Annotated in this window: 16 protein-coding genes; 11 read left to right on the top strand and 5 right to left on the bottom strand. The window is 68.8% G+C overall.

Features of this window, described 5'->3' with window-relative positions:
- Positions 1–2 precede the first annotated feature (2 nt).
- On the bottom strand, positions 3–773 hold the full coding sequence (locus tag ACAM54_RS24020; RefSeq protein WP_369649161.1) for a type III pantothenate kinase: 771 nt from the start codon (positions 771–773) through the stop codon (positions 3–5).
- 134 nt (positions 774–907) lie between these two features.
- Between ACAM54_RS24020 and lysM the strand changes: the two genes are divergently transcribed.
- Positions 908–1,369 (top strand): peptidoglycan-binding protein LysM, encoded by a 462-nt coding sequence (gene lysM / locus ACAM54_RS24025; protein WP_209537316.1) that lies wholly within the window; start codon positions 908–910, stop codon positions 1,367–1,369.
- A gap of 56 nt (positions 1,370–1,425) precedes the next feature.
- Here the strand turns inward: lysM and ACAM54_RS24030 are convergent, their stop codons facing one another.
- Entirely contained in the window at positions 1,426–1,839 is a 414-nt protein-coding gene (locus ACAM54_RS24030; RefSeq protein WP_369649162.1) for a rhodanese-like domain-containing protein, read from the bottom strand.
- Positions 1,840–2,058: 219 nt separating this feature from the next.
- On the opposite strand from ACAM54_RS24030, the gene ACAM54_RS24035 reads away from it, so the two are divergent.
- The 3 genes from ACAM54_RS24035 (at position 2,059) to ACAM54_RS24045 (ending at position 5,870) form a co-directional block, all read left to right on the top strand.
- A complete protein-coding gene (locus ACAM54_RS24035) occupies positions 2,059–3,168 on the top strand; it encodes a TRAP transporter substrate-binding protein (RefSeq protein ID WP_145739543.1) in 1,110 nt (369 codons plus the stop codon).
- Positions 3,169–3,291: 123 nt separating this feature from the next.
- Positions 3,292–3,960, top strand: coding sequence for a TRAP transporter small permease subunit (locus ACAM54_RS24040; protein WP_369649163.1), 669 nt, complete (start codon positions 3,292–3,294; stop codon positions 3,958–3,960).
- Complete coding sequence (locus ACAM54_RS24045; RefSeq protein WP_369649164.1) at positions 3,957–5,870, top strand: TRAP transporter large permease subunit; 1,914 nt, start codon at positions 3,957–3,959, stop codon at positions 5,868–5,870. Before ACAM54_RS24040 ends, ACAM54_RS24045 begins: the two co-directional genes overlap by 4 nt.
- A gap of 57 nt (positions 5,871–5,927) precedes the next feature.
- Here ACAM54_RS24045 and ACAM54_RS24050 read toward each other — a convergent pair whose 3' ends face one another.
- Complete coding sequence (locus ACAM54_RS24050; RefSeq protein WP_369649165.1) at positions 5,928–7,991, bottom strand: PEP/pyruvate-binding domain-containing protein; 2,064 nt, start codon at positions 7,989–7,991, stop codon at positions 5,928–5,930.
- 139 nt (positions 7,992–8,130) lie between these two features.
- On the opposite strand from ACAM54_RS24050, the gene ACAM54_RS24055 reads away from it, so the two are divergent.
- Entirely contained in the window at positions 8,131–10,065 is a 1,935-nt protein-coding gene (locus ACAM54_RS24055; RefSeq protein ID WP_369649166.1) for a DUF6600 domain-containing protein, read from the top strand.
- A 102-nt stretch (positions 10,066–10,167) separates the two neighbouring features.
- Positions 10,168–11,526 carry a glutathione-disulfide reductase gene (gorA, locus tag ACAM54_RS24060; protein ID WP_369649167.1) on the top strand — a complete coding sequence of 453 codons (1,359 nt, stop codon included), beginning with the start codon at positions 10,168–10,170 and terminating at the stop codon, positions 11,524–11,526.
- Here gorA and ACAM54_RS24065 read toward each other — a convergent pair.
- Complete coding sequence (locus ACAM54_RS24065) at positions 11,523–12,419, bottom strand: ketopantoate reductase family protein (RefSeq protein WP_369649168.1); 897 nt, start codon at positions 12,417–12,419, stop codon at positions 11,523–11,525. The two genes, gorA and ACAM54_RS24065, sit on opposite strands and share 4 nt — an antisense overlap.
- A gap of 59 nt (positions 12,420–12,478) precedes the next feature.
- Positions 12,479–13,387: a LysR substrate-binding domain-containing protein gene (locus tag ACAM54_RS24070; protein WP_369649169.1), complete on the bottom strand. Its 909-nt coding sequence runs from the start codon at positions 13,385–13,387 to the stop codon at positions 12,479–12,481.
- Between the two features lie 187 nt (positions 13,388–13,574).
- On the opposite strand from ACAM54_RS24070, the gene ACAM54_RS24075 reads away from it, so the two are divergent.
- From ACAM54_RS24075 to ACAM54_RS24095, 5 genes are read left to right on the top strand one after another with little or no spacing between them, the layout of a single operon-like run.
- The gene (locus ACAM54_RS24075) at positions 13,575–14,342 is read left to right on the top strand and encodes an ABC transporter permease (RefSeq protein WP_369649170.1); all 768 of its coding nucleotides are present in this window, start codon (positions 13,575–13,577) and stop codon (positions 14,340–14,342) included.
- Positions 14,339–15,367, top strand: coding sequence for an ABC transporter ATP-binding protein (locus ACAM54_RS24080; protein WP_369649171.1), 1,029 nt, complete (start codon positions 14,339–14,341; stop codon positions 15,365–15,367). The genes ACAM54_RS24075 and ACAM54_RS24080 overlap by 4 nt, the downstream gene beginning before the upstream one ends.
- Before the next feature lie 25 nt (positions 15,368–15,392).
- Positions 15,393–16,481, top strand: a complete 1,089-nt coding sequence (locus ACAM54_RS24085; RefSeq protein ID WP_369649172.1) for an extracellular solute-binding protein — start codon at positions 15,393–15,395, stop codon at positions 16,479–16,481.
- A 6-nt stretch (positions 16,482–16,487) separates the two neighbouring features.
- On the top strand, positions 16,488–17,309 hold the full coding sequence (locus tag ACAM54_RS24090) for an ABC transporter permease (RefSeq protein WP_369649173.1): 822 nt from the start codon (positions 16,488–16,490) through the stop codon (positions 17,307–17,309).
- The gene (locus ACAM54_RS24095) at positions 17,260–17,808 is read left to right on the top strand and encodes a TIGR00725 family protein (protein WP_369649174.1); all 549 of its coding nucleotides are present in this window, start codon (positions 17,260–17,262) and stop codon (positions 17,806–17,808) included. The genes ACAM54_RS24090 and ACAM54_RS24095 overlap by 50 nt, the downstream gene beginning before the upstream one ends.
- Positions 17,809–17,834 lie beyond the last annotated feature (26 nt).

Raw genomic sequence — 17,834 nt, forward strand, 5'->3', positions numbered from 1 at the left:
GGTCAGCCGCGTGCCTGGGCAATCACCAGCAGGCCGTCCATGATCAGGCTTTCGACCAGCTCGAAATCCCCGTTCATCACGGGCGCCATCTTCCAGCCCGCGCCGCCGGTCATGTAGCAGGCGGGCTCGGCGCCGCAGTGCGAGCGCACGTGCTGCACCATGCGCTCGACCGCGCCGGCAATGGCATAGGTACCCCCGCTGGTGAGCGCGTCGCTGGTGTTGGTGGGGAATTCGCGCACCTCGCCGGTCGGCACGTGCAGGCCGGCCGTGCCCGACTCCAGCGCACGCAGCATGATGCCGTGGCCCGGCAGGATCAGGCCGCCCAGGAACTTGCCGCCGGCATCGATGGCCTCGACCGTCACCGCGGTGCCGATCATCACCACCACCATCGGCCGCACCGGCCCCGCGTCCAGCATCCGGTGGCGTGCACCGATCATCGCCACCCAGCGGTCGGCGCCCAGCCGCGTCGGATGGTCGTAGCCGTTGACGATGCCGGCCTCGGCCGCGCTCGACACCACCCAGCGCGGGGCGCAATCGAAGCGCTCGACGATCTGCTCCTCGGCGCGGCGGCGCACCGCGTCGCCGGCCACCACGCAGCCGAGCATGGAGCCGGGCGCGGGCAGCTCGGCCCAGGGGCCGTCGGCCAGCCGCTCGATGTGGTCGAGGAACTCCGCCCCATGCGCCTGCAGCGCGGCCCCCGGATGCGCCGCATCGTAGAGCGCCCATTTGAGGCGGGTATTGCCGATGTCGATCGCGAGGAAGGGGGATGCCATGGGCGGGATTATTGCGACTTTGTCGTGATCGATGCTGGCACGTCTTTGACACACGCGGCGCGGACCTACGCGCCCACGTCCGGTTTCGCCGCTACATTCGCGATTCCCCTCAACCAAGGCGCAAGGAGAGAACCATGGGTTTGCTCAGTTTCATCAAGGAAGCCGGCGAGAAGCTGTTCGGCGGATCGTCGGCGCAGGCGGCCGAGCCGGATGCCAACACCAAGGCCGCGGCGGCCATCAAGACCTACATCGAGACGCAGAATCTCGGGCTCACGGGCCTGGAGGTGACCTACACCGCGAGCAGCGGCGTGGTGACCCTGGCCGGCCAGGCGCCTTCGCAGGAAGCCAGCGAAAAGGCCGCGCTGGCCGCGGGCAACGTGGCCAATGTGACGAGCGTCGACAACAAGCTGGTCGCCCCGCCCGCACCGCCGGCCCAGTACCACGACGTGGTGAAGGGCGACACGCTGTCGGCCATCTCCAAGAAGTACTACGGCGACGCCAACAAGTACAACGTGATCTTCGAGGCGAACAAGCCGATGCTGAGCCATCCGGACAAGATCTATCCGGGGCAGAAGCTGCGCATTCCGGTGCTGTGAGCTGATTCACCCAGTTGCAATGAAAAAGGCCCACTGGTTTCGGTGGGCCTTTTTGCTTAGTTCTGCTTCCAGGGCAGCCCGCGCTTGCGCCAGCCGCCGATCTGCCCGCGGTGGCCGCTCTCATCCGGATTGCCCTCGAAACCTTCGAGGATGTTGTAGGCCTCCAGCCCCAGTTCGGTGGCGCGCCGTGCGGCGGCGATGGAGCGCACGCCGCTGCGGCACAGCAGCACCAGTTTCTTCCTGCCATCCTCGCCCGCGGCGCGAATGCCGCCGTCGAAGGCCGGGTTGAGCGCCATGCCTGGCCACTGCTTCCAGGCCAGCGGCACGGCGCCGGGCACGTAGCCGACCCATTCGCGCTCGGCGTCGGTGCGCACGTCGACCAGCACGGCCTCGCCGCTGGCCATCCACTCCGCGGCCTGCTCGGGCGTCACGTCGCCGGCATAGCCTTTTTCCCCAACGGGTTCAGTCATCTCTGTTCATTCCTTCCAATCGATAGGGTTACTTCACTGGCAACAGCCGTCTTTACGCTGTTCGGCGTCCTCGCCGGATGATGGAATTTTTCACCAGTTCGTGAAAACCCTGTTTGTCACATATTCCAGCGCGCCAAAGATGCGGATGGGCCTGCCGAACATCGCGCCAAGAAGGCGGGCAGGGTTTCTTCGGTCAGAAATTGTATGGAGAGAGACAAGATGACAGACAGCAAATCGCCCGGCCGCCGCAACCTCCTGAAGGGTGCCGCCGTTGCCGCAGGCGCCATGTCGGCGCCGATGGTCAGCATGGCCCAGACCACCTCCCTGCGCTTCCAGAGCACCTGGCCGGCCAAGGACATCTTCCACGAATATGCGCAGGACTTCGCGAAGAAGGTCAATGACATGGCGGGCGGCCGCCTCAAGATCGAGGTGCTGCCCTCGGGTGCGGTGGTGCCGGCGTTCCAGCTGCTCGAAGCGGTGAACAAGGGCACGCTGGACGGCGGCCATGGCGTGGTCGCCTACCACTACGGAAAGAACTCGGCGCTCGCGCTGTGGGGTTCGGGTCCGGGCTTCGGCATGGACGCCAACACGGTGCTGGCCTGGCACAACTACGGCGGCGGCAAGGCGCTGCTCGACGAGATCTACAAGAGCCTGAACATGGAGGTGGTGTCGTACCTCTACGGCCCCATGCCCACGCAGCCGCTGGGCTGGTTCAAGAAGCCGGTGGCCAAGGTGGAAGACATGAAGGGCCTGAAGTTCCGCACCGTGGGGCTGGCGGTCGACATGTTCACCGAGATGGGCACGGCGGTGAACCCGCTGCCCGGCAGCGAGATCGTGCCCGCGCTGGACCGCGGGCTGATCGATGCGGCCGAGTTCAACAACGCCTCCAGCGACCGCGTGCTCGGCTTTCCCGACGTGGTGAAGAACTGCATGCTGCAGAGCTTCCACCAGTCGGGCGAGCAGTTCGAGGTGCTGTTCAACAAGGGCAAGTACAGCGCGCTGCCGCAGGAACTTCGCTCCATCATCGACTACGCCGTGCAGGCCGCGAGCGCCGACATGAGCTGGAAGGCGGTGCAGCGCAATTCGCAGGACTATGCCGACATGAAGAAAGCCGGCATCAAGTTCTACAAGACGCCCGACGCCGTGCTGCGCGCGCAGCTTGCTGCCTGGGACAAGACGGTGGAGAAGAAGTCCGCAGAGAACCCGCTGTTCAAGAAGGTGCTCGACTCGCAGCGCGTGTTCGCGGAGCGCGCGCTGCAGTGGCAGAACGACTACGGCGTCGATTTCAAGATGGCCTACAACCACTACTTCGGCAAGAAGAAGAGCTGACACCGGTCGGCGTGCGCTTCGTGTCGCTTCGCCAAACCTCTTGCAGGGAGCAACACCTGTGGCCCGGCAAAGCCGGTTCCACGGTGTTCCACGGATGGGTCCTGCCTATCAACATGACATGACATGAACACCCAACGCTTCCTCCACGCCGTCGACCGGTTCAGCATGGTCGTGGGCAAGACCTTCTCTTGGCTCATCGTGGCGCTGATGCTGCTGGTATGCGGCGAGGTCTTCAAGCGCTACGCGCTCAACGCACCCACCGCCTGGATCTTCGATGCCAACAACATGCTCTACGGGACGCTCTTCATGATGGGCGGCGCCTACACGCTCTCGCAGGCCGGCCACGTGCGCGGCGACTTCCTCTACGGCAGCATGAAGCCGCGCACGCAGGCCGCGCTCGACCTGGTGCTGTTCATCCTCTTCTTCCTGCCCGGCGTGGTGGCGCTCACCTGGTCGGGCTGGACCTACTTCGGCGAATCGCTGGCGATGCGAGAGCAGACCTTCAATGCCGTCCCGATTCCGCTCTATCCCTTCAAGTTCGTCATTCCGGTGGCCGGCGCCGTGCTGCTGCTGCAGGGCATTGCCGAGATGGTGCGCTGCGTGCTGTGCCTGAAGACCGGCGCGTGGACGCCGCGCCTGAAGGACGCGGAAGAGATGGACGTGGTCGGCGAACAGCTCGCCGGCAGCACCCATGTGGACGAAGCCGCCAAGCGCGAGGTGATCGACAAGGCCAAGGCCATCGAGCAGGCTGCGCAGCAGCGCAAGAGCGGCACGGCAGGAGGTACCCAGTGAGCGACCCCGCACTCGGCCTCTCGATGCTCGGCCTGATCGTGGTCGTGATCATGCTGGGCTTTCCCACGGCGTTCACGCTGATGGGTCTGGGCATGTTCTTCGGCTTCATCGCCTTCCACGATCCCGCCGCGCACTGGCTGGACAACAGGATCTTCGACCTGATGGTGCAGCGCGCCTTCGGCGCCATGACCAACGAGACGCTGCTGTCGATCCCGCTGTTCGTGCTGATGGGCTATGTGATGGAGCGCGGCGCGCTGGTCGACAAGATGTTCCACAGCGTGCAACTGGCCTTCCGCCGCGTGCCGGGGTCGCTCGCGGTGACCACGCTGATCGTCTGCACCTTCTGGGGCATTGCGAGCGGCCTGGTCGGCGCGGTGGTGGTGCTGATGGGCGTGATCGCGATGCGGCCGATGCTCAACGCCGGCTACGACACGCGCCTGGCGGCCGGCGTCATCACGGCGGGCGGCACGCTCGGCATCCTGATTCCGCCCTCGGTGATGATCATCGTGTACGCGGCCGTGGCCGGGCAGTCGGTGGTCAAGCTCTATGCGGCGGCGATGTTCCCGGGCTTCTTCCTCGCCTTTCTCTACCTGGTCTACGTGATCGGCTGGGCCATGCTGCAGCCGAAGGTCGCGCCCAAGCTGCCGGCCGACCAGCAGCGCGCACCCATCTCGCCCTGGGTCGCGCACATCGCAGCCAGCTATTCGCCGCGCATGCTGCCCGCGCTCGCAGCGGCCGTGGTGTCGCCGGCGCGCGCGCTGCGCGGCGCGGCCGAGGGCGTGCGCATCACCTGGTGGATGCTGCTGCGCAGCCTGCTGAGCGCGCTGGTGCCGCTGGCGCTCGCGGCCGCGACGCTGGGATCGGTCTGGTGGTACGTGGCGATCTACTCGCAGGCGGACAACAGCAGCAGCGGCAACGCGCCGGTGGCGCAGCAGCAGCAGCAGGCGGCGCCCGAAGCTTCCTCCGGAACCGGGCTGGCCGAACCGCCGGCGTCCGACGCGCCGAAGGAGCCTGCCGCGGAAGGCGGCCTGCAGGAGCCGCCGGGCGGCGTCGAGGAGCCTCCCGGCAGCGAAGCCCCGGCCCCCGTAGCGGCCGAGGGCGGCCTGCGGCAGCTCGGCGAAGCGGTCGATGCGCCGAAGACCGCCGCCGTGCCCGAGGCCTTCTACACCGGCTTCCTGCTGGCCAGCCTCTTCACGCTCGCACTGCTGGCCTGGTACTACTGGCGCATGGACGCGGAGCAGTTCGAGATCCTGCGCATGCTGGTGTCGTCGGTGATGCCGCTGGCCACGCTCACCCTGGTGGTGCTGGGCGTGATCCTGTTCGGCATCACGACCGCCACCGAGTCGGCCGCGGTGGGCGCGGCCGGCGCCTTCCTGATGGCGTGGCAGGCCGGCACGCTGAACTTCAAGAAGATCAAGGAGGCCGTGTTCCTCACGCTCAAGACCACCTCGATGGTGTGCTGGCTGTTCGTGGGCTCGGCGCTGTTCTCGGCGGTGTTCGCGCTGCTGGGCGGCCAGCGCATCGTCGAGGAATGGGTGCTGGGCATGAACCTCAGCCCGCTGCAGTTCCTGCTGCTGTCGCAGGCGATCATCTTCATCCTGGGCTGGCCGCTCGAGTGGACCGAGATCATCGTGATCTTCGTGCCCATCTTCCTGCCGCTGCTCGCGCACTTCCAGATCGACCCGCTGCTGTTCGGCGTGCTGGTGTTCGTGAACCTGCAGGCGGCGTTCCTCTCGCCGCCGGTGGCGATGTCGGCCTTCTACCTGAAGGGCGTGTCGCCGCCGCACGTGACGATCAACCAGATCTTCGCGGGGATGATGCCCTACATGCTGATCGTGATCCTGTGCATGGTGTTCATGTACATCTGGCCGGGGCTGACGCTGTGGCTGCCGCAGTACCTGTATGGATGAGGCGCCGCCGGTGCCGCGGCGGCACTGCGAGCGGAACCAGACGGAGAACGCCGGCGCTCAGCGGCGCCGCTCCACGTACGGCCGCGCCTGCAGCAGCACGATGCGCTCGCCCACCGTGGCCCATTCGATGTCCTGGTCGACGCCGTTGAACGCGCGCTTCACGGCCGCCCCCACGGTGGCCAGCCGCACCACCAGCTCGTCGGTCAGCACGTTGCGCCCGGCCTCGACCGGCACCTCCTTCACGCCGCCGTCCCTGTCCAGCTGCAGCGCCGTCTCTTCGGCCGAGCGGCTCAGCACCTGGATCGCTTTGGACCAGCTCGAATACATCACCTGCTCGGCCACGCGCCGCCCCTCCACCACGCGGATGCCGATGCCGCGCTTGGCCGAGATGTAGGTGGCGTGCGGATGGCCGGCGTCGAAGGGGTCGCGCGTGATCATCACGCCGGCGCTGGTGGAATCGATGGCCGTCTGCACGAACACGCCCATCAGCACCGACTCGGCGCCGAAGCCCGCGGCGCTGCGCGCCTCCCAGGCCTCGGGGTTGAACACCGAGGCCCAGACCTTCTTCACCGCGAGTTCGAGCGCGTCGCCGGTCTTGACGTTGGGCACGGTGGTGTAGAGCCCCGCACCACTGAAGCCCGGCAGGTCTTCGGAGTTGGACGTGCTGCGCACGAACACGCCGCCACCGCCGAGCTGCGCCTGCCATGCGGCCCGCCATGCCGCGGCGCTGGCTGCATCGACCGGCCACTGCACGATCTCGTCGCGCAATTGCGCCAATGCCTGCTGCCGGATCTGCGGATCGCCCGCGAAACCGGGCTGCTGCCGCATGCTGGCGATGCGCTCGGCCAGGCCGTTCGCGCGCATGAAGCGGTCGTAGTGCGCGAAGGGAATGCAGAAGCCGTCGGGCACGGTCGTGCCCGGAATGCGCGCGGCCAGCATGGCGCCGAGGTTGGCAGCCTTGGCGCCGCATTGCGCGCTGTTCCGGGCGCGCAATGACGCCAGCGGCAGCAGGCGCGTCTCGCGCAGGTCGGGCTTCGCGGCCTTGCCGCTGCCCGGCAGTGCGCCAGTGGCCGCCGCACGCGCCGCGCGCGGCGGCAGCGCGGCGATCTCTTCCGTCGTGAGGCGGCGCACCTGGTAGCCCGACGCGGCCACCTTGAGCGCCACCCACTGCCCCGCGTGCTCGCGCAGCACGGCCGCGGCATCGCGCACATAGGCGTTGGGAATGCCCCAGCCCTTGGCCAGCAGGTTGACGTGCGACAGCGCGGTGGACGGCCGCTCGGTCAGCACGCCGGCCACGGGCGGCAGGCCGATCGGCACCTGGCGCAGCACGGCAATGTCGTCAGGCAGCAGCGCGTTCAGCGCATTCGCGCCCGAGGCCTCGTCCACGATGCGCACGCGGCCCGTGGCCGTGCCCAGGTTCATCGGCATGTAGGGCTGTTCGCGGATCAGCGCCTCCTGGCTGACGAAGCCGATGCCCGCCTCGTTCGCGATGCGTTCATGCAGCGTCGAGTTGGTCTTGAATTTCACGGGCGCGAAGAAGCTGGCCTTCACCTGCGCATCGGCCTCGCGCAGCAGCGCGGGCGTGAGCCGGTCGCCTTCCCAGAACTCGTAGGTGAAGCTGCCGATGTTCTGCTGCCAGCTCAGCGTGCCGAACAGGAAGCGGCGATCGGGCACGAGGTAGTTGCGGTCGATCTCGCGCTTGCCCGCGCGCGGCGCGAGCCCGGTCTCGCGCACGAAGCGCACATGCAGCTGGTAGCGCGGCGTGTCGATGTAGTAGGTGCGCACCGGCCTCGCATGGCGGTCGACCGCGAACAGGACGTGGGCCAGTTGCATCGGGGTGCCGGCGTCGTACACGCGGGCCAGGGTGTCGAAGTCGCCGCGGCTGCGCAGCATCGGCAGCGACGCGGGTGCGGCCGGCCGCGCCGGAGGCTGCGCGCCTTCCGGAGCCGCCTTGTTGTTCTGCTGCTGGTAGTAGGAAGGCTTGCGCGCGAGCTGCGCGCCCGCGGGCGCGGCGGCAACAATGGCCATCGCGGCGCAGGCGAGCGCTGCCGCCCACCGGGCCGCACTATTGTTTCGGTAGCGCAATTCGCCCAGTGCACAGGCGTTCTTGTTGTTTTTCATGCCGAGTCCTCGATTACAAGCGGTTGCCGAATGTGCGTGCGCTTCACCAAGCAGGGGACATGCGCTGACAGCGGCAGCGGATTCTCGCGCGTTACATATCCAACGCTTTCATCCGGCCCCGGGAACCAGAGACAAACCCATGAACCGCCCCGCCTTTCCTGATCTTCACCGGCCATGGCGCCGATGGCTGCTCGGCTTTGCGCTGCTGTGCCTCGGTGCGGCGGCCAGCGCACAGCAGGACCCGCCGGGACGCGTGGCGCGCCTGAACCTGCAGCAGGGCACGGTGAGCTTCGCGCCGGCCGGCGAAGACAGCTGGTACGACGCACAGCCCAACCGCCCCATCACCACCGGCGACCGGCTCTGGACCGACCGCAATGCGCGCGCCGAAGTCCACATCGGCTCGGCCGCGCTGCGCATGGACGGGCAGACGCATGTCGAATTCTCCGAACTCGACGACGACACCGTGCGCCTCACCGCGAACCAGGGCAACCTGCAGCTGCGCGTGCGCGACGACCTCGCGGGCCAGCGTTTCGAGGTGGACACCGGCAACCTCGCGGTCGTGATCGACGCGCCCGGCGAATACCGCGTGGCGGCCGACCCGGCGGCCGGCACCACCTGGATCGCGGTGGCTTCGGGCCGCGTCACGCTCTATGGCGAGAACGGCGAATCGCAATCGCTGGGTGCGCGGCAGCAGCTCACCGTGTCGGGCCGCAACCTGGCCGCGGTGGGCGGCGCGCCGGCGCAGAGCGGCAGCTTCGACGCCTGGGTGGCGGAGCGCAACCGCATCGAGGACCAGTCGATCTCCGCACGCTACGTGTCGCGCGAAGTCGTCGGCTACCAGCAGCTCGACCTCTACGGCGACTGGCAAAGCGACCCCACGTACGGCGACGTCTGGTTCCCGCGCAGCGTGGACGCCGACTGGGCGCCCTACCGCGACGGCCAGTGGGTCAACATCGCACCCTGGGGCCTGACCTGGGTCGACGCCGCGCCCTGGGGCTTTGCGCCTTTCCACTACGGCCGCTGGGCACGCGTGGGCCCGCGCTGGGCCTGGGTGCCGGGACGGCCGGCCGCACGGCCCGTGTATTCGCCCGCGCTGGTCGGCTTCGTAGGCGGTGGCGGCGCCAACGCCGCCTTGCAGATCGGCGATGGCCGCAGCGGCGTGGGCTGGTTCCCGCTGGCCCCCGGCGAGGCATGGCGGCCCGGCTATCGTGCGAGCCAGCGCTACCTCGACCAGGTGAACCGCATGGCGGCCTACCGCAACCGGCAGGCCGAGCTGCGCAACGGCTTCTATGCCAACCAGCAGATGGCGGGCGCCGTGACCGTGCTGCCGGCCGATCGCTTCGGCCGCGGCCCCTTCGGCCGGCGCGACCTGGTGCGGCTGCCGGACGACCGCTTCGCGCGCGTGCCGGTCGCGCCGGCGCCGGGCATCCCGATGCACAACTTCGGCGGCGGCTTCGGCCGGCCGGCCGCGGTGGCACCGCCGACGCAGCTGATGGCGCGCGAGCAGCAGGAACTGCGCTACGAACAGGCGCGGCGAACCCAGCAGATGCAGCAGGCGCAGGCGATCCAGCAACAACAGCAGCAAATGGAATGGCAGCGCCAGCAGGGCTTGCGCCAGCAGCAGGAATGGCCGCAACGCGGCGCCCAGGACCAGTGGCAACAACGGCAGCAGCAGCAGATGCAGCTCCAGCAACAGCAGCAACAGGCCTTGCGGCAACAGCAGGAGGCGCAGCAGCGTGCAGCCCAGGCGCAGGCCCAGGCACAAGCCCAGCAGCAGATGCAGCAGCAACAACGCGCGGCACAGCAGCAGGCCCTGGCTCAGCAACAGATGCTGCGCCAGCAGCAGGAGGCGCAGCAACGCGCCGCCCAGGCGCAGCAGCAGATCCAGGCACAACAGCAGGCCCAGCGCCAAGCCCAGGAAGCGCAGGTGCGCGCGATGCAGCAGCAACGCGGCTTCACCGCACCAGCTCCAGCGCAACCCCAACCTCAGGCCCAGCCGCACCTCCCTGCGCAACCGGGCCAGTCCGGCGCCGACGACCGCCGGCGGCTCTGGACCTCTCCCGACCAGCGCTGAACGCCGGTCGCGCGGCGCGGCAGCGCCGCCGCACCGTGCAAGCCCCGCCGCAAGCGGCGCTCTTGGCCGGCGGCTACAGTCGCCGCCAAGGAGCGTCTTTCCATGCGCACATTCGACTTCGATCTTTTCGTCATCGGCGGCGGCAGCGGCGGCGTTCGCGCAGCCCGCATGGCGGCCCAGCAAGGCGCACGCGTGGCCTTGGCCGAGGCGGCCGAACTCGGCGGCACCTGCGTCAACGTGGGCTGCATTCCGAAGAAGCTCTACAGCTACGCCGCCGGCTATGCCGAATCCTTCGAGGAAGCCGCGGGCTATGGCTGGCAACTGCCGCAGGCGCCGCAATTCGACTGGGCGCACCTCAAGGACCAGCGCACAAAAGAAATCAAGCGGCTCAACGGCGTGTATGCCTCGCTGCTGAAGAATTCCGGCGTGGTGCTGGTCACGGGCTGGGCGCAGCTGCTCGACGGCCACACGGTCGAGGTCGACGGCAAGCGCCACACCGCGCGCCATCTGCTGGTGGCCACCGGCGGCACGCCCTACGTGCCCGACATTCCGGGCCGCGAGCACATCGCCACCTCCGACGCGATGTTCGACCTCGACCCGTTTCCCAAGCGCCTGCTGGTGGTGGGCGGCGGCTACATCGCCTGCGAGTTCGCATCGATCTTCAACGGCCTGGGCGCCCAGGTGACGCAGCTGCATCGCCGCGCACACCTGCTCACCGGCTTCGACGACGACCTGCGGCAGTTCCTGGCCAACGAGATGGGCAAGGCGGGCGTCGAGGTGCGGCTGAACTGCGAGGCCACCTCGATCACGCGCGGGGCGCACGGGCTCACGGTCACGCTCGCGCGCGGCCAGCAGATCGAAGCCGACACGGTGCTGTTTGCGACCGGCCGCGTGCCCAACACCCAGGGATTGGGCCTCGAAGCGGCGGGCGTCAAGCTCGACGAGCGCGGCGCCATCGCGGTCGATGCGCACTACCGCAGCTCGGTGCCGTCGATCCATGCGGTGGGCGATGTGTCCACGCGCGTGCAGCTCACGCCGGTGGCGCTGGCCGAGGCGATGGTGGTGGTCGATGAACTGTTCGGCAAGGGCCGGCGCCGGCTCGACTACGAGTTCATTCCGACGGCCGTGTTCACGCACCCCAACATCGGCACCTGCGGCTACACCGAGCTCGACGCGCGCGCGAAGTTCGGCGACGTGGCGGTGTTCTCGAGCGAGTTCAAGTCGCTGCGCCACACGCTGTCGGGCCGCACCGAGCGCACCTTCATGAAGCTGGTGGTCGACAAGGCCAGCGACCGCGTGGTCGGCCTGCACATGGTGGGCGCCGATGCGGGTGAGGTGGTGCAGGGCTTTGCCGTGGCGATGCGCGCGGGCGCGACCAAGGCGCTGTTCGACAGCACCATCGGCATCCACCCGACGGCGGCCGAAGAGTTCGTGACGATGCGCGAACCCATGCCGGGCTAGCGCCGCTTGCCTTCGAGCAGCTTCACCATCACGAACAGCACGCGGTTGGCGGGCGTGGGCACGCCGAGCGCCTCGCCGCGGCGCACGACGAAGCCGTTGAGGTGGTCGATTTCGCTGGGCTTGCCGCGTGCGAGGTCCTGCGCAGTCGATGAATACTGCGAGGGCATCGACTGCGCGATGCCGCGCACGGCGGCGTCGGTATCGCCCGGAATGACGACGCCCTCGGCCTTTGCCACGGCCAGGCATTCGGCGACCACGTCGCGGATCACGTCGGCCACGCCCACGCCTTTCACGAGTTCGCCGTAGGGCAGCTGCGACACGGCCGACAGCGCGTTGTAGGCGCAGTTCAGCACCAGCTTGGCCCAGAGCGAGCCGCGCACGTTGCCGGAAATCTGCGTGGGCACGCCGGCGGCCGCCAGCTGCTGCGCGACCTGTTCGCTGCGGCGTGAAGGCGCGATCACCAGCTCGCCGCGGCCGTGGTGCTTCACATGGCCGGGGCCGGCCATCTCGGTGGCCACGTAGACCACGGCGGCCGCCACCTCGCTGGACGGCAGCACCGAACGCACGCGCTCGTCGTTGTCGACGCCGTTCTGCAGCGTGAGCACCAGCGCATCGGGCGAGAGATGCGGCTTGATCTGTGCCGCGGCCGATTCGGTGTCGGTGGACTTCACGCAGAACAGCACAAGCTGGGCGCCCTGAACCGCGCTGGGCTCGGTGCTGGCGCCGAGCGGCACCTGCTCGTCGAAGGCCTTCGTCTCCAGCCGCAGCCCGTTCGCACGAACCGCCTCCACGTGCGAAGGCCGGCCGATCAGCACCACCTCGTGGCCCGCGCGCGCCAGCATGGCGCCGTAGTAGCAGCCGACTGCGCCGGCGCCCATGACTGCGACTTTCATCGTTTCGCTTCCTTGGTTGTCTGACTGTTCGAGTACAGAGATTAGCGAAGCCTGCTGCCTCATGCCTGCGTGCCGCGCGATTTCACGCCCTCCTCCATCAGCCATTCCCGAAACGCCACGAAGGCCGGCAGGTCGAGCCGGTCCGGCCGATAGCAGAGGTAGTGCCCCTGGTCCACGCGCACCGGCGTGCCGCAGGGGCTCAGCAGCGATCCCTCGGACAGCTCTTCCTGCACCAGCAGCTTCGGCACCAGCCCGATGCCCAGGCCGCTGAGCGCCGCCTGGATCAGCGCCGAATACTGCGCGAAGCGCGGCCCGGCCACGGTCTGCACCTCGGGCACGCCGTGCTGCGAGGCCCACTCGCGCCAGGCGGTGGGCGCGCCCTCATGGTGCAGCAGCGTGTGGGCGACGACGTCGACCGGCTGCGCGATGCGATGGCGCTGCTCGACCAGCGCGCGCGCCGCGATCAGCACGAACTCCCTGCCCGCGATGTATTCGGACACCACGCCGGGCCAGCCGTCGGGGCCGTAGCGAATGGCGGCATCGACGCCGGCCGGGATGCCGTCGCTGGGCTCCAGGTGGCGGCTGAAGCTCAGCATCACATGGCGGCTCTTCTGGCTGAAGGCCGGCAGGCGCGGGATCAACCACTTGGTGAGGAAGGTGGGCACGCTCGCGAGCGTGAGCAGGCCGGCGCCGGCATCGCCCGAACGCGCCTCGAAGGTCGCGGTCTCGATGGCGCGCAGCCCGCCCGAGATCTTCTGCCAGTACACCCGCCCCTGCGGCGTGAGCTGCACGCCGCGGCCGTTCTTCTGCAGCAGCTCGCGGCCCAGGAAGGCCTCGAGCCCCGCGATCTGCTTGCTGACCGCACTCACCGTGATGCACAGGGCGCCGGCCGCGAGCGTGATGCTCTGGTGGCGCGCCACGGCGTCGAAGGCCAGCAGTTCCTGGATGGTGGGGCAGTCGCGCTTCATGCATGGCTCCGGTTGATGAAAGCTCCGTGAAAAACACTTTCCGATTGCTCAAGCGTCGTCATCCAGCTTTCACCCATAAGTACGCATGTGCTTCCTAGAATTCGCTGGAGCGCGGCAACTGGCCGTGCGCAAAAGGTAGCGCACCCGGAAAGTATGCCGGCTGCGCAAGACATCGGGAGACATCCACTTGGTTCGCGGCATCTCGCTCATCTACGGCCTGTACCTGCTGCTGCCGATCGCCCTGCTGCTGGTCGGCAGCTTCGGCGGCAACTGGACCAACACGCTGCTGCCCACGGGCATCACCGGGCAGTGGTACCTCGATCTCTGGCTCGACAGCTCATTTCGCAAGGCCTTCGCAAGCAGCCTGGTGGTGGCCATGTCGGCCTGCGCGATCAACACCGTGCTGGCGCTGCCGCTGGCCTATGCGCTGTACCACGGCGCCCGCCGCAGCAGCAGCCTGGCGGCGCGCATCGTGAGCGCCATGCCGATCGCGGTGCCCGCCATCACGCTGGCCTTCGGCTACATGATCGTGTTCAACACCGACCTCGCGCCATGGCTGGGTTCGATGCCGCTCTTGATCGCGGCGCACGCGATCCTCACGCTGCCCTACCTCACCAACACGCTGCTGGCCGACCTGCGCCACCTCGACTTGGGCCGGCTCGAGCAGGCGGCCGCGACGCTCGGCGCCTCGGGCTGGCAGCAGTTCACCGGCATCGTGCTGCCGAGCCTGCGGCAGAGCCTGATCAGCGGGCTGGTGATGGTGGCCGCCATCTCGGTGGGCGAGTTCGGCGTGTCGAACCTGCTCACGAGCTTCCAGAACCGCACCTACCCGGTGGTGCTGCTGCAGGCCTTCTACGGCGCGACGGGCTTCGCCTGCGCGGCCACGGTGATCCTGTTGGTGCTGGCGAGCGCGTCGGCCCTTCTTTCTTCCTCCCTTGTGAAGCAGCGCGCATGAGCCTCCTCCTCGACAACGTCAGCTACAACTACCCGGGCAGCACGCACGGCCTGCACGAGGTGTCGCTCGACGTGCGCACCGGCGAGCTGGTGGCGGTGATCGGGCCGAGCGGCTCGGGCAAGTCGACCCTGCTGAAGCTGGTGTCGGGCCTGGAAACCGGCCACACCGGCCGCATCGCGCTCGACGGCGAAGACATGTCGCGCACGCCGGTGCACCAGCGCCACATCGGCATGGTGTTCCAGAGCTATGCGCTGTTCCCGCACCTGAGCGTGCTCGACAACGTGGCCTACGGGCTCAAGCTGCGCAAGGTGGCCGCCACCGAACGGCGCCGCCGTGCGCAGGAACTGCTGGACGTGGTGGGACTTGGCGAGTACGCGCAGCGCGCCGTCGCGCAGCTCTCGGGCGGGCAGCAGCAGCGCGTGGCGCTGGCGCGCGCGCTCGCCATCGACCCGCGCGCGCTGCTGCTCGACGAGCCGCTCTCGGCCCTCGACGCCAGCGTGCGCGGCCACCTGCGCGACCAGATCCGCTCGATCCAGCAGCGCTTCAACGCCACCACGCTGCTGGTCACGCACGACCAGGAAGAGGCGCTCGTGATGGCCGACCGCGTGGCCATGCTCAAGGACGGCCGCCTGCTGCAGATCGCGACGCCGCGCGAGATCTACGAGAACCCCGCGAGCCGCGCGGTGGCGGAGTTCGTCGGACTCTCGACGATCCTGCCCGCGAAGGTCGGCGCGCCGGACCGGCTGAACCTTGGCTTTGCCGAGCTTGCCGCGCCCACGGGCGGCCGCACGGCCGGCAGCGCGGTGCATGTGCTGGTGCGGCCCGAGCACATCCAGGCCGATCCGCCGGCCGGCAGCCTCAACCGCCTCGCGGGCCGCACCGGCGCGCAGCGCTACCTGGGCGCGCTCACGCGCTACGACTTCGAGGTGGCGGGCGCCCCCAGGCCCTTCCTCGCCGAATCGGCCGCACCCGCCGCCGAAGCGATTGCCATCGCGCCTGAACACCTCCGTTTACTCGACCACTGACCCTTTCTCTCCAAGGAGCCACCCCATGCAACGCAGACATCTGATCCAGGCCGCCGGCGCACTGCCCGCACTGTCATTGGCCTCCCTCGCGGCCCGCACCGCCTTCGCCTTCGACGGCCCGGAGCTCTACGCTGGCGAGAAGGCGCTCTATGCCGAGGCGCAGAAGGAAGGCCTGTGCGTCTCCTTCGACACCGGCCCCGAGTGGGCCAACTGGAAATCGCTGTTCCGCGACTTCAAGAAGCGCTACCCCGAGATCGAGCTGACCTACAACGACATCGGCTCGGCCGCCACCGTGGTCGCGCTCGAGAAGACCAAGCGCCGCCCGCAGGCCGACACCGCCTACTACTTCGCGGCCTCCGCCGTCGACGCCGCGAAGAAGGACGTGGTCGCGCCCTTCAAGCCCGTGAACTTCGACAAGCTGCCGCCGGTGTTCCGCGAGGCCGAGGGCCGCTGGTTCACCATCCACACGCTCAACATCGCCTTCCTGGTCAACAAGAAGCTCGTGAAGAGCGTGCCCACGGGCTGGGCCGACCTGCTCAAGCCCGAGTTCAAGAGCACGGTGGTCTACCTCGACCCGCGCTCCACCGGCATCGGCCAGGTGCTGACCTTTGCCGCGGCCTATGCCAACGGCGGCAGCGTCGACAACGTGCAACCCGGCACGGACTACCTGGGCAAGCTGCATGCGGCCGGCAACGTGCTGCGCGTGGAAGGCACGACGCCGTACGCCAAGTTCCTCAAGGGCGAGATCCCGGTCTGGATCAGCTACGAGAACGATGGCCTCAAGGCCAAGCACGTCGACGGCATGGGCGACGCGGTGGAGGTCGTGATCCCGAAGGAAGCGAGCGTGGCCGCGCCCTATGCGATCAGCCTCGTGAAGAACGGCCCCAACCCCAATGCCGGCAAGCTGTGGCTCAACTTCATCATGAGCGAGGCCGGCCAGTCGCTGTTCGCGCAGGGCTTCGTGCGGCCTGCCGTGCCGGGCACGCCGCTCTCCGCCGATGTCGCGGCCAAGATGCCGGCCGCGCCGCAGATCCGTCCGCTCGACGTGGTGAAGGCCTCGGAACGCAAGGCTGACGTGGACAAGCTCTGGGCACAGGCCGCGCTGGGGAAGTAGGCCCGTATGCGACGCTTTGGCGCCTGGCCCGCCTGGGCCTTCATGGCGCTGTTCTTCGCGGTGCCGCTGGCGGCGCTGCTGCCCGAGGCCTTCGGCGACGGCGGCAGTGCCTTCGGGCGGCTGTTCGGCAACCCGCTGTTCCTGGGCGCGCTGCGCAACACGCTGGGCCTGGGCCTCGCGGCGGGCGCGATCTCGGCGCTGGTGGGCACCTGCATCGCCATCGAACTCGCGCGCCAGTCCGAAGGCCGGCGCCATTGGATGATGACCCTGCTGGGCTTGCCGCTGGCCTTCTCGGGCCTGGTGATCGCCTACGGCTTCATCCTGGCCTTCGGGCGCGCGGGCTTCGTGACGCAGCTGCTCGCGGGACTGGGCGCCGACCCGGCCGCGCTCGGCAGCTGGATCTACAGCGTGTCGGGCCTGGGTTTTGCGTATGCGTACTACCTGATCCCGCGCGTGGCGCTGTCGCTGTACCCGGTGTTCGCCAACCTCGACCTGCGCCCGGCGCAGGCGGCGCGCACGCTGGGCGCCTCGCGGGCGCGGGCCTTCCGGGACACGGTGCTGCCCGAGGTGATGCCCTCGGTGCTGTCGAACGCCTGCATGGTGGCCGCGATCGCCATGGGCACCTATGGCACGGCGCTGGCGCTGGTGGGCACGCAGCTCAACATCCTGCCGCTGATGCTGTTCGCGCAGGTGGGCGACGGCGGTTCGGATTTTGCGGTGGCAGCGGCCTTGTCGCTGGTGCTGATGGTGGTGTGTGTGATCGTGATGGGAGTGGGCGATGTCCTTACGCGAAGGCGCGAGCGCGGTGCGGCCGGCGCCGGTCATTGAGGCGCTGGCGCGCCTGGCGCAGAAGCAACAGGGACCGGCGCGCCACCGCCAGCCGGTGGCCGTCCTCGGCCCCGGCGACGGCGGCCCGGCCGAATGCGAGGCGGCCTACGCCGTGGCGCATGCGCTGGCCGGTGCGGGCATGGCGGTGGTCTGCGGCGGCCGCGGCGGCGTGATGGCCGCGGCCTCGCGCGGCGCCGCCGAGGCCGGCGGCATTGCCGTGGGCATCCTGCCCGAGGACGACGACCGCAATGCCAACGAATGGCTCAGCGTGGCCATTCCCACCGGCATGGGCGAGATGCGCAACGGCATCATCGCGCGCAGCGGCGTGTGCCTGGTCGCCATCGGCGGCAACATGGGCACGCTGTCGGAAATGGCGATGGGGCTCAAGTGGGGCAAGCCGGTGTTCGTGATGCATGGCGACGTCGAACTGCCGGGCGCGGTGCAGGCCACGGGCGTCGACGACATGCTGGCCAAGGTGCTGGAGTGCCTCCTGGCCTGAGAGGCTGTTCACGATATGTCCAGGGC

The sequence above is a fragment of the Variovorax sp. V93 genome, assembly GCF_041154485.1.
GTDB lineage: Bacteria > Pseudomonadota > Gammaproteobacteria > Burkholderiales > Burkholderiaceae_C > Variovorax > Variovorax beijingensis_A.

What these genes read in the sequence shown, in the direction of transcription:
- ACAM54_RS24080 (WP_369649171.1), top strand. Translation starts at nt 14,339, where the DNA reads ATGAGCCTCCTCCTCGACAACGTCAGCTACAACTACCCGGGCAGCACG.
- ACAM54_RS24055 (WP_369649166.1), top strand. Translation starts at nt 8,131, where the DNA reads ATGAACCGCCCCGCCTTTCCTGATCTTCACCGGCCATGGCGCCGATGG.
- ACAM54_RS24065 (WP_369649168.1), bottom strand. Translation starts at nt 12,419, where the DNA reads ATGAAAGTCGCAGTCATGGGCGCCGGCGCAGTCGGCTGCTACTACGGC.
- gorA (WP_369649167.1), top strand. Translation starts at nt 10,168, where the DNA reads ATGCGCACATTCGACTTCGATCTTTTCGTCATCGGCGGCGGCAGCGGC.
- ACAM54_RS24030 (WP_369649162.1), bottom strand. Translation starts at nt 1,839, where the DNA reads ATGACTGAACCCGTTGGGGAAAAAGGCTATGCCGGCGACGTGACGCCC.
- ACAM54_RS24095 (WP_369649174.1), top strand. Translation starts at nt 17,260, where the DNA reads ATGTCCTTACGCGAAGGCGCGAGCGCGGTGCGGCCGGCGCCGGTCATT.
- ACAM54_RS24090 (WP_369649173.1), top strand. Translation starts at nt 16,488, where the DNA reads ATGCGACGCTTTGGCGCCTGGCCCGCCTGGGCCTTCATGGCGCTGTTC.
- ACAM54_RS24040 (WP_369649163.1), top strand. Translation starts at nt 3,292, where the DNA reads ATGAACACCCAACGCTTCCTCCACGCCGTCGACCGGTTCAGCATGGTC.
- ACAM54_RS24085 (WP_369649172.1), top strand. Translation starts at nt 15,393, where the DNA reads ATGCAACGCAGACATCTGATCCAGGCCGCCGGCGCACTGCCCGCACTG.
- ACAM54_RS24035 (WP_145739543.1), top strand. Translation starts at nt 2,059, where the DNA reads ATGACAGACAGCAAATCGCCCGGCCGCCGCAACCTCCTGAAGGGTGCC.
- ACAM54_RS24050 (WP_369649165.1), bottom strand. Translation starts at nt 7,991, where the DNA reads ATGAAAAACAACAAGAACGCCTGTGCACTGGGCGAATTGCGCTACCGA.
- ACAM54_RS24070 (WP_369649169.1), bottom strand. Translation starts at nt 13,387, where the DNA reads ATGAAGCGCGACTGCCCCACCATCCAGGAACTGCTGGCCTTCGACGCC.
- lysM (WP_209537316.1), top strand. Translation starts at nt 908, where the DNA reads ATGGGTTTGCTCAGTTTCATCAAGGAAGCCGGCGAGAAGCTGTTCGGC.
- ACAM54_RS24020 (WP_369649161.1), bottom strand. Translation starts at nt 773, where the DNA reads ATGGCATCCCCCTTCCTCGCGATCGACATCGGCAATACCCGCCTCAAA.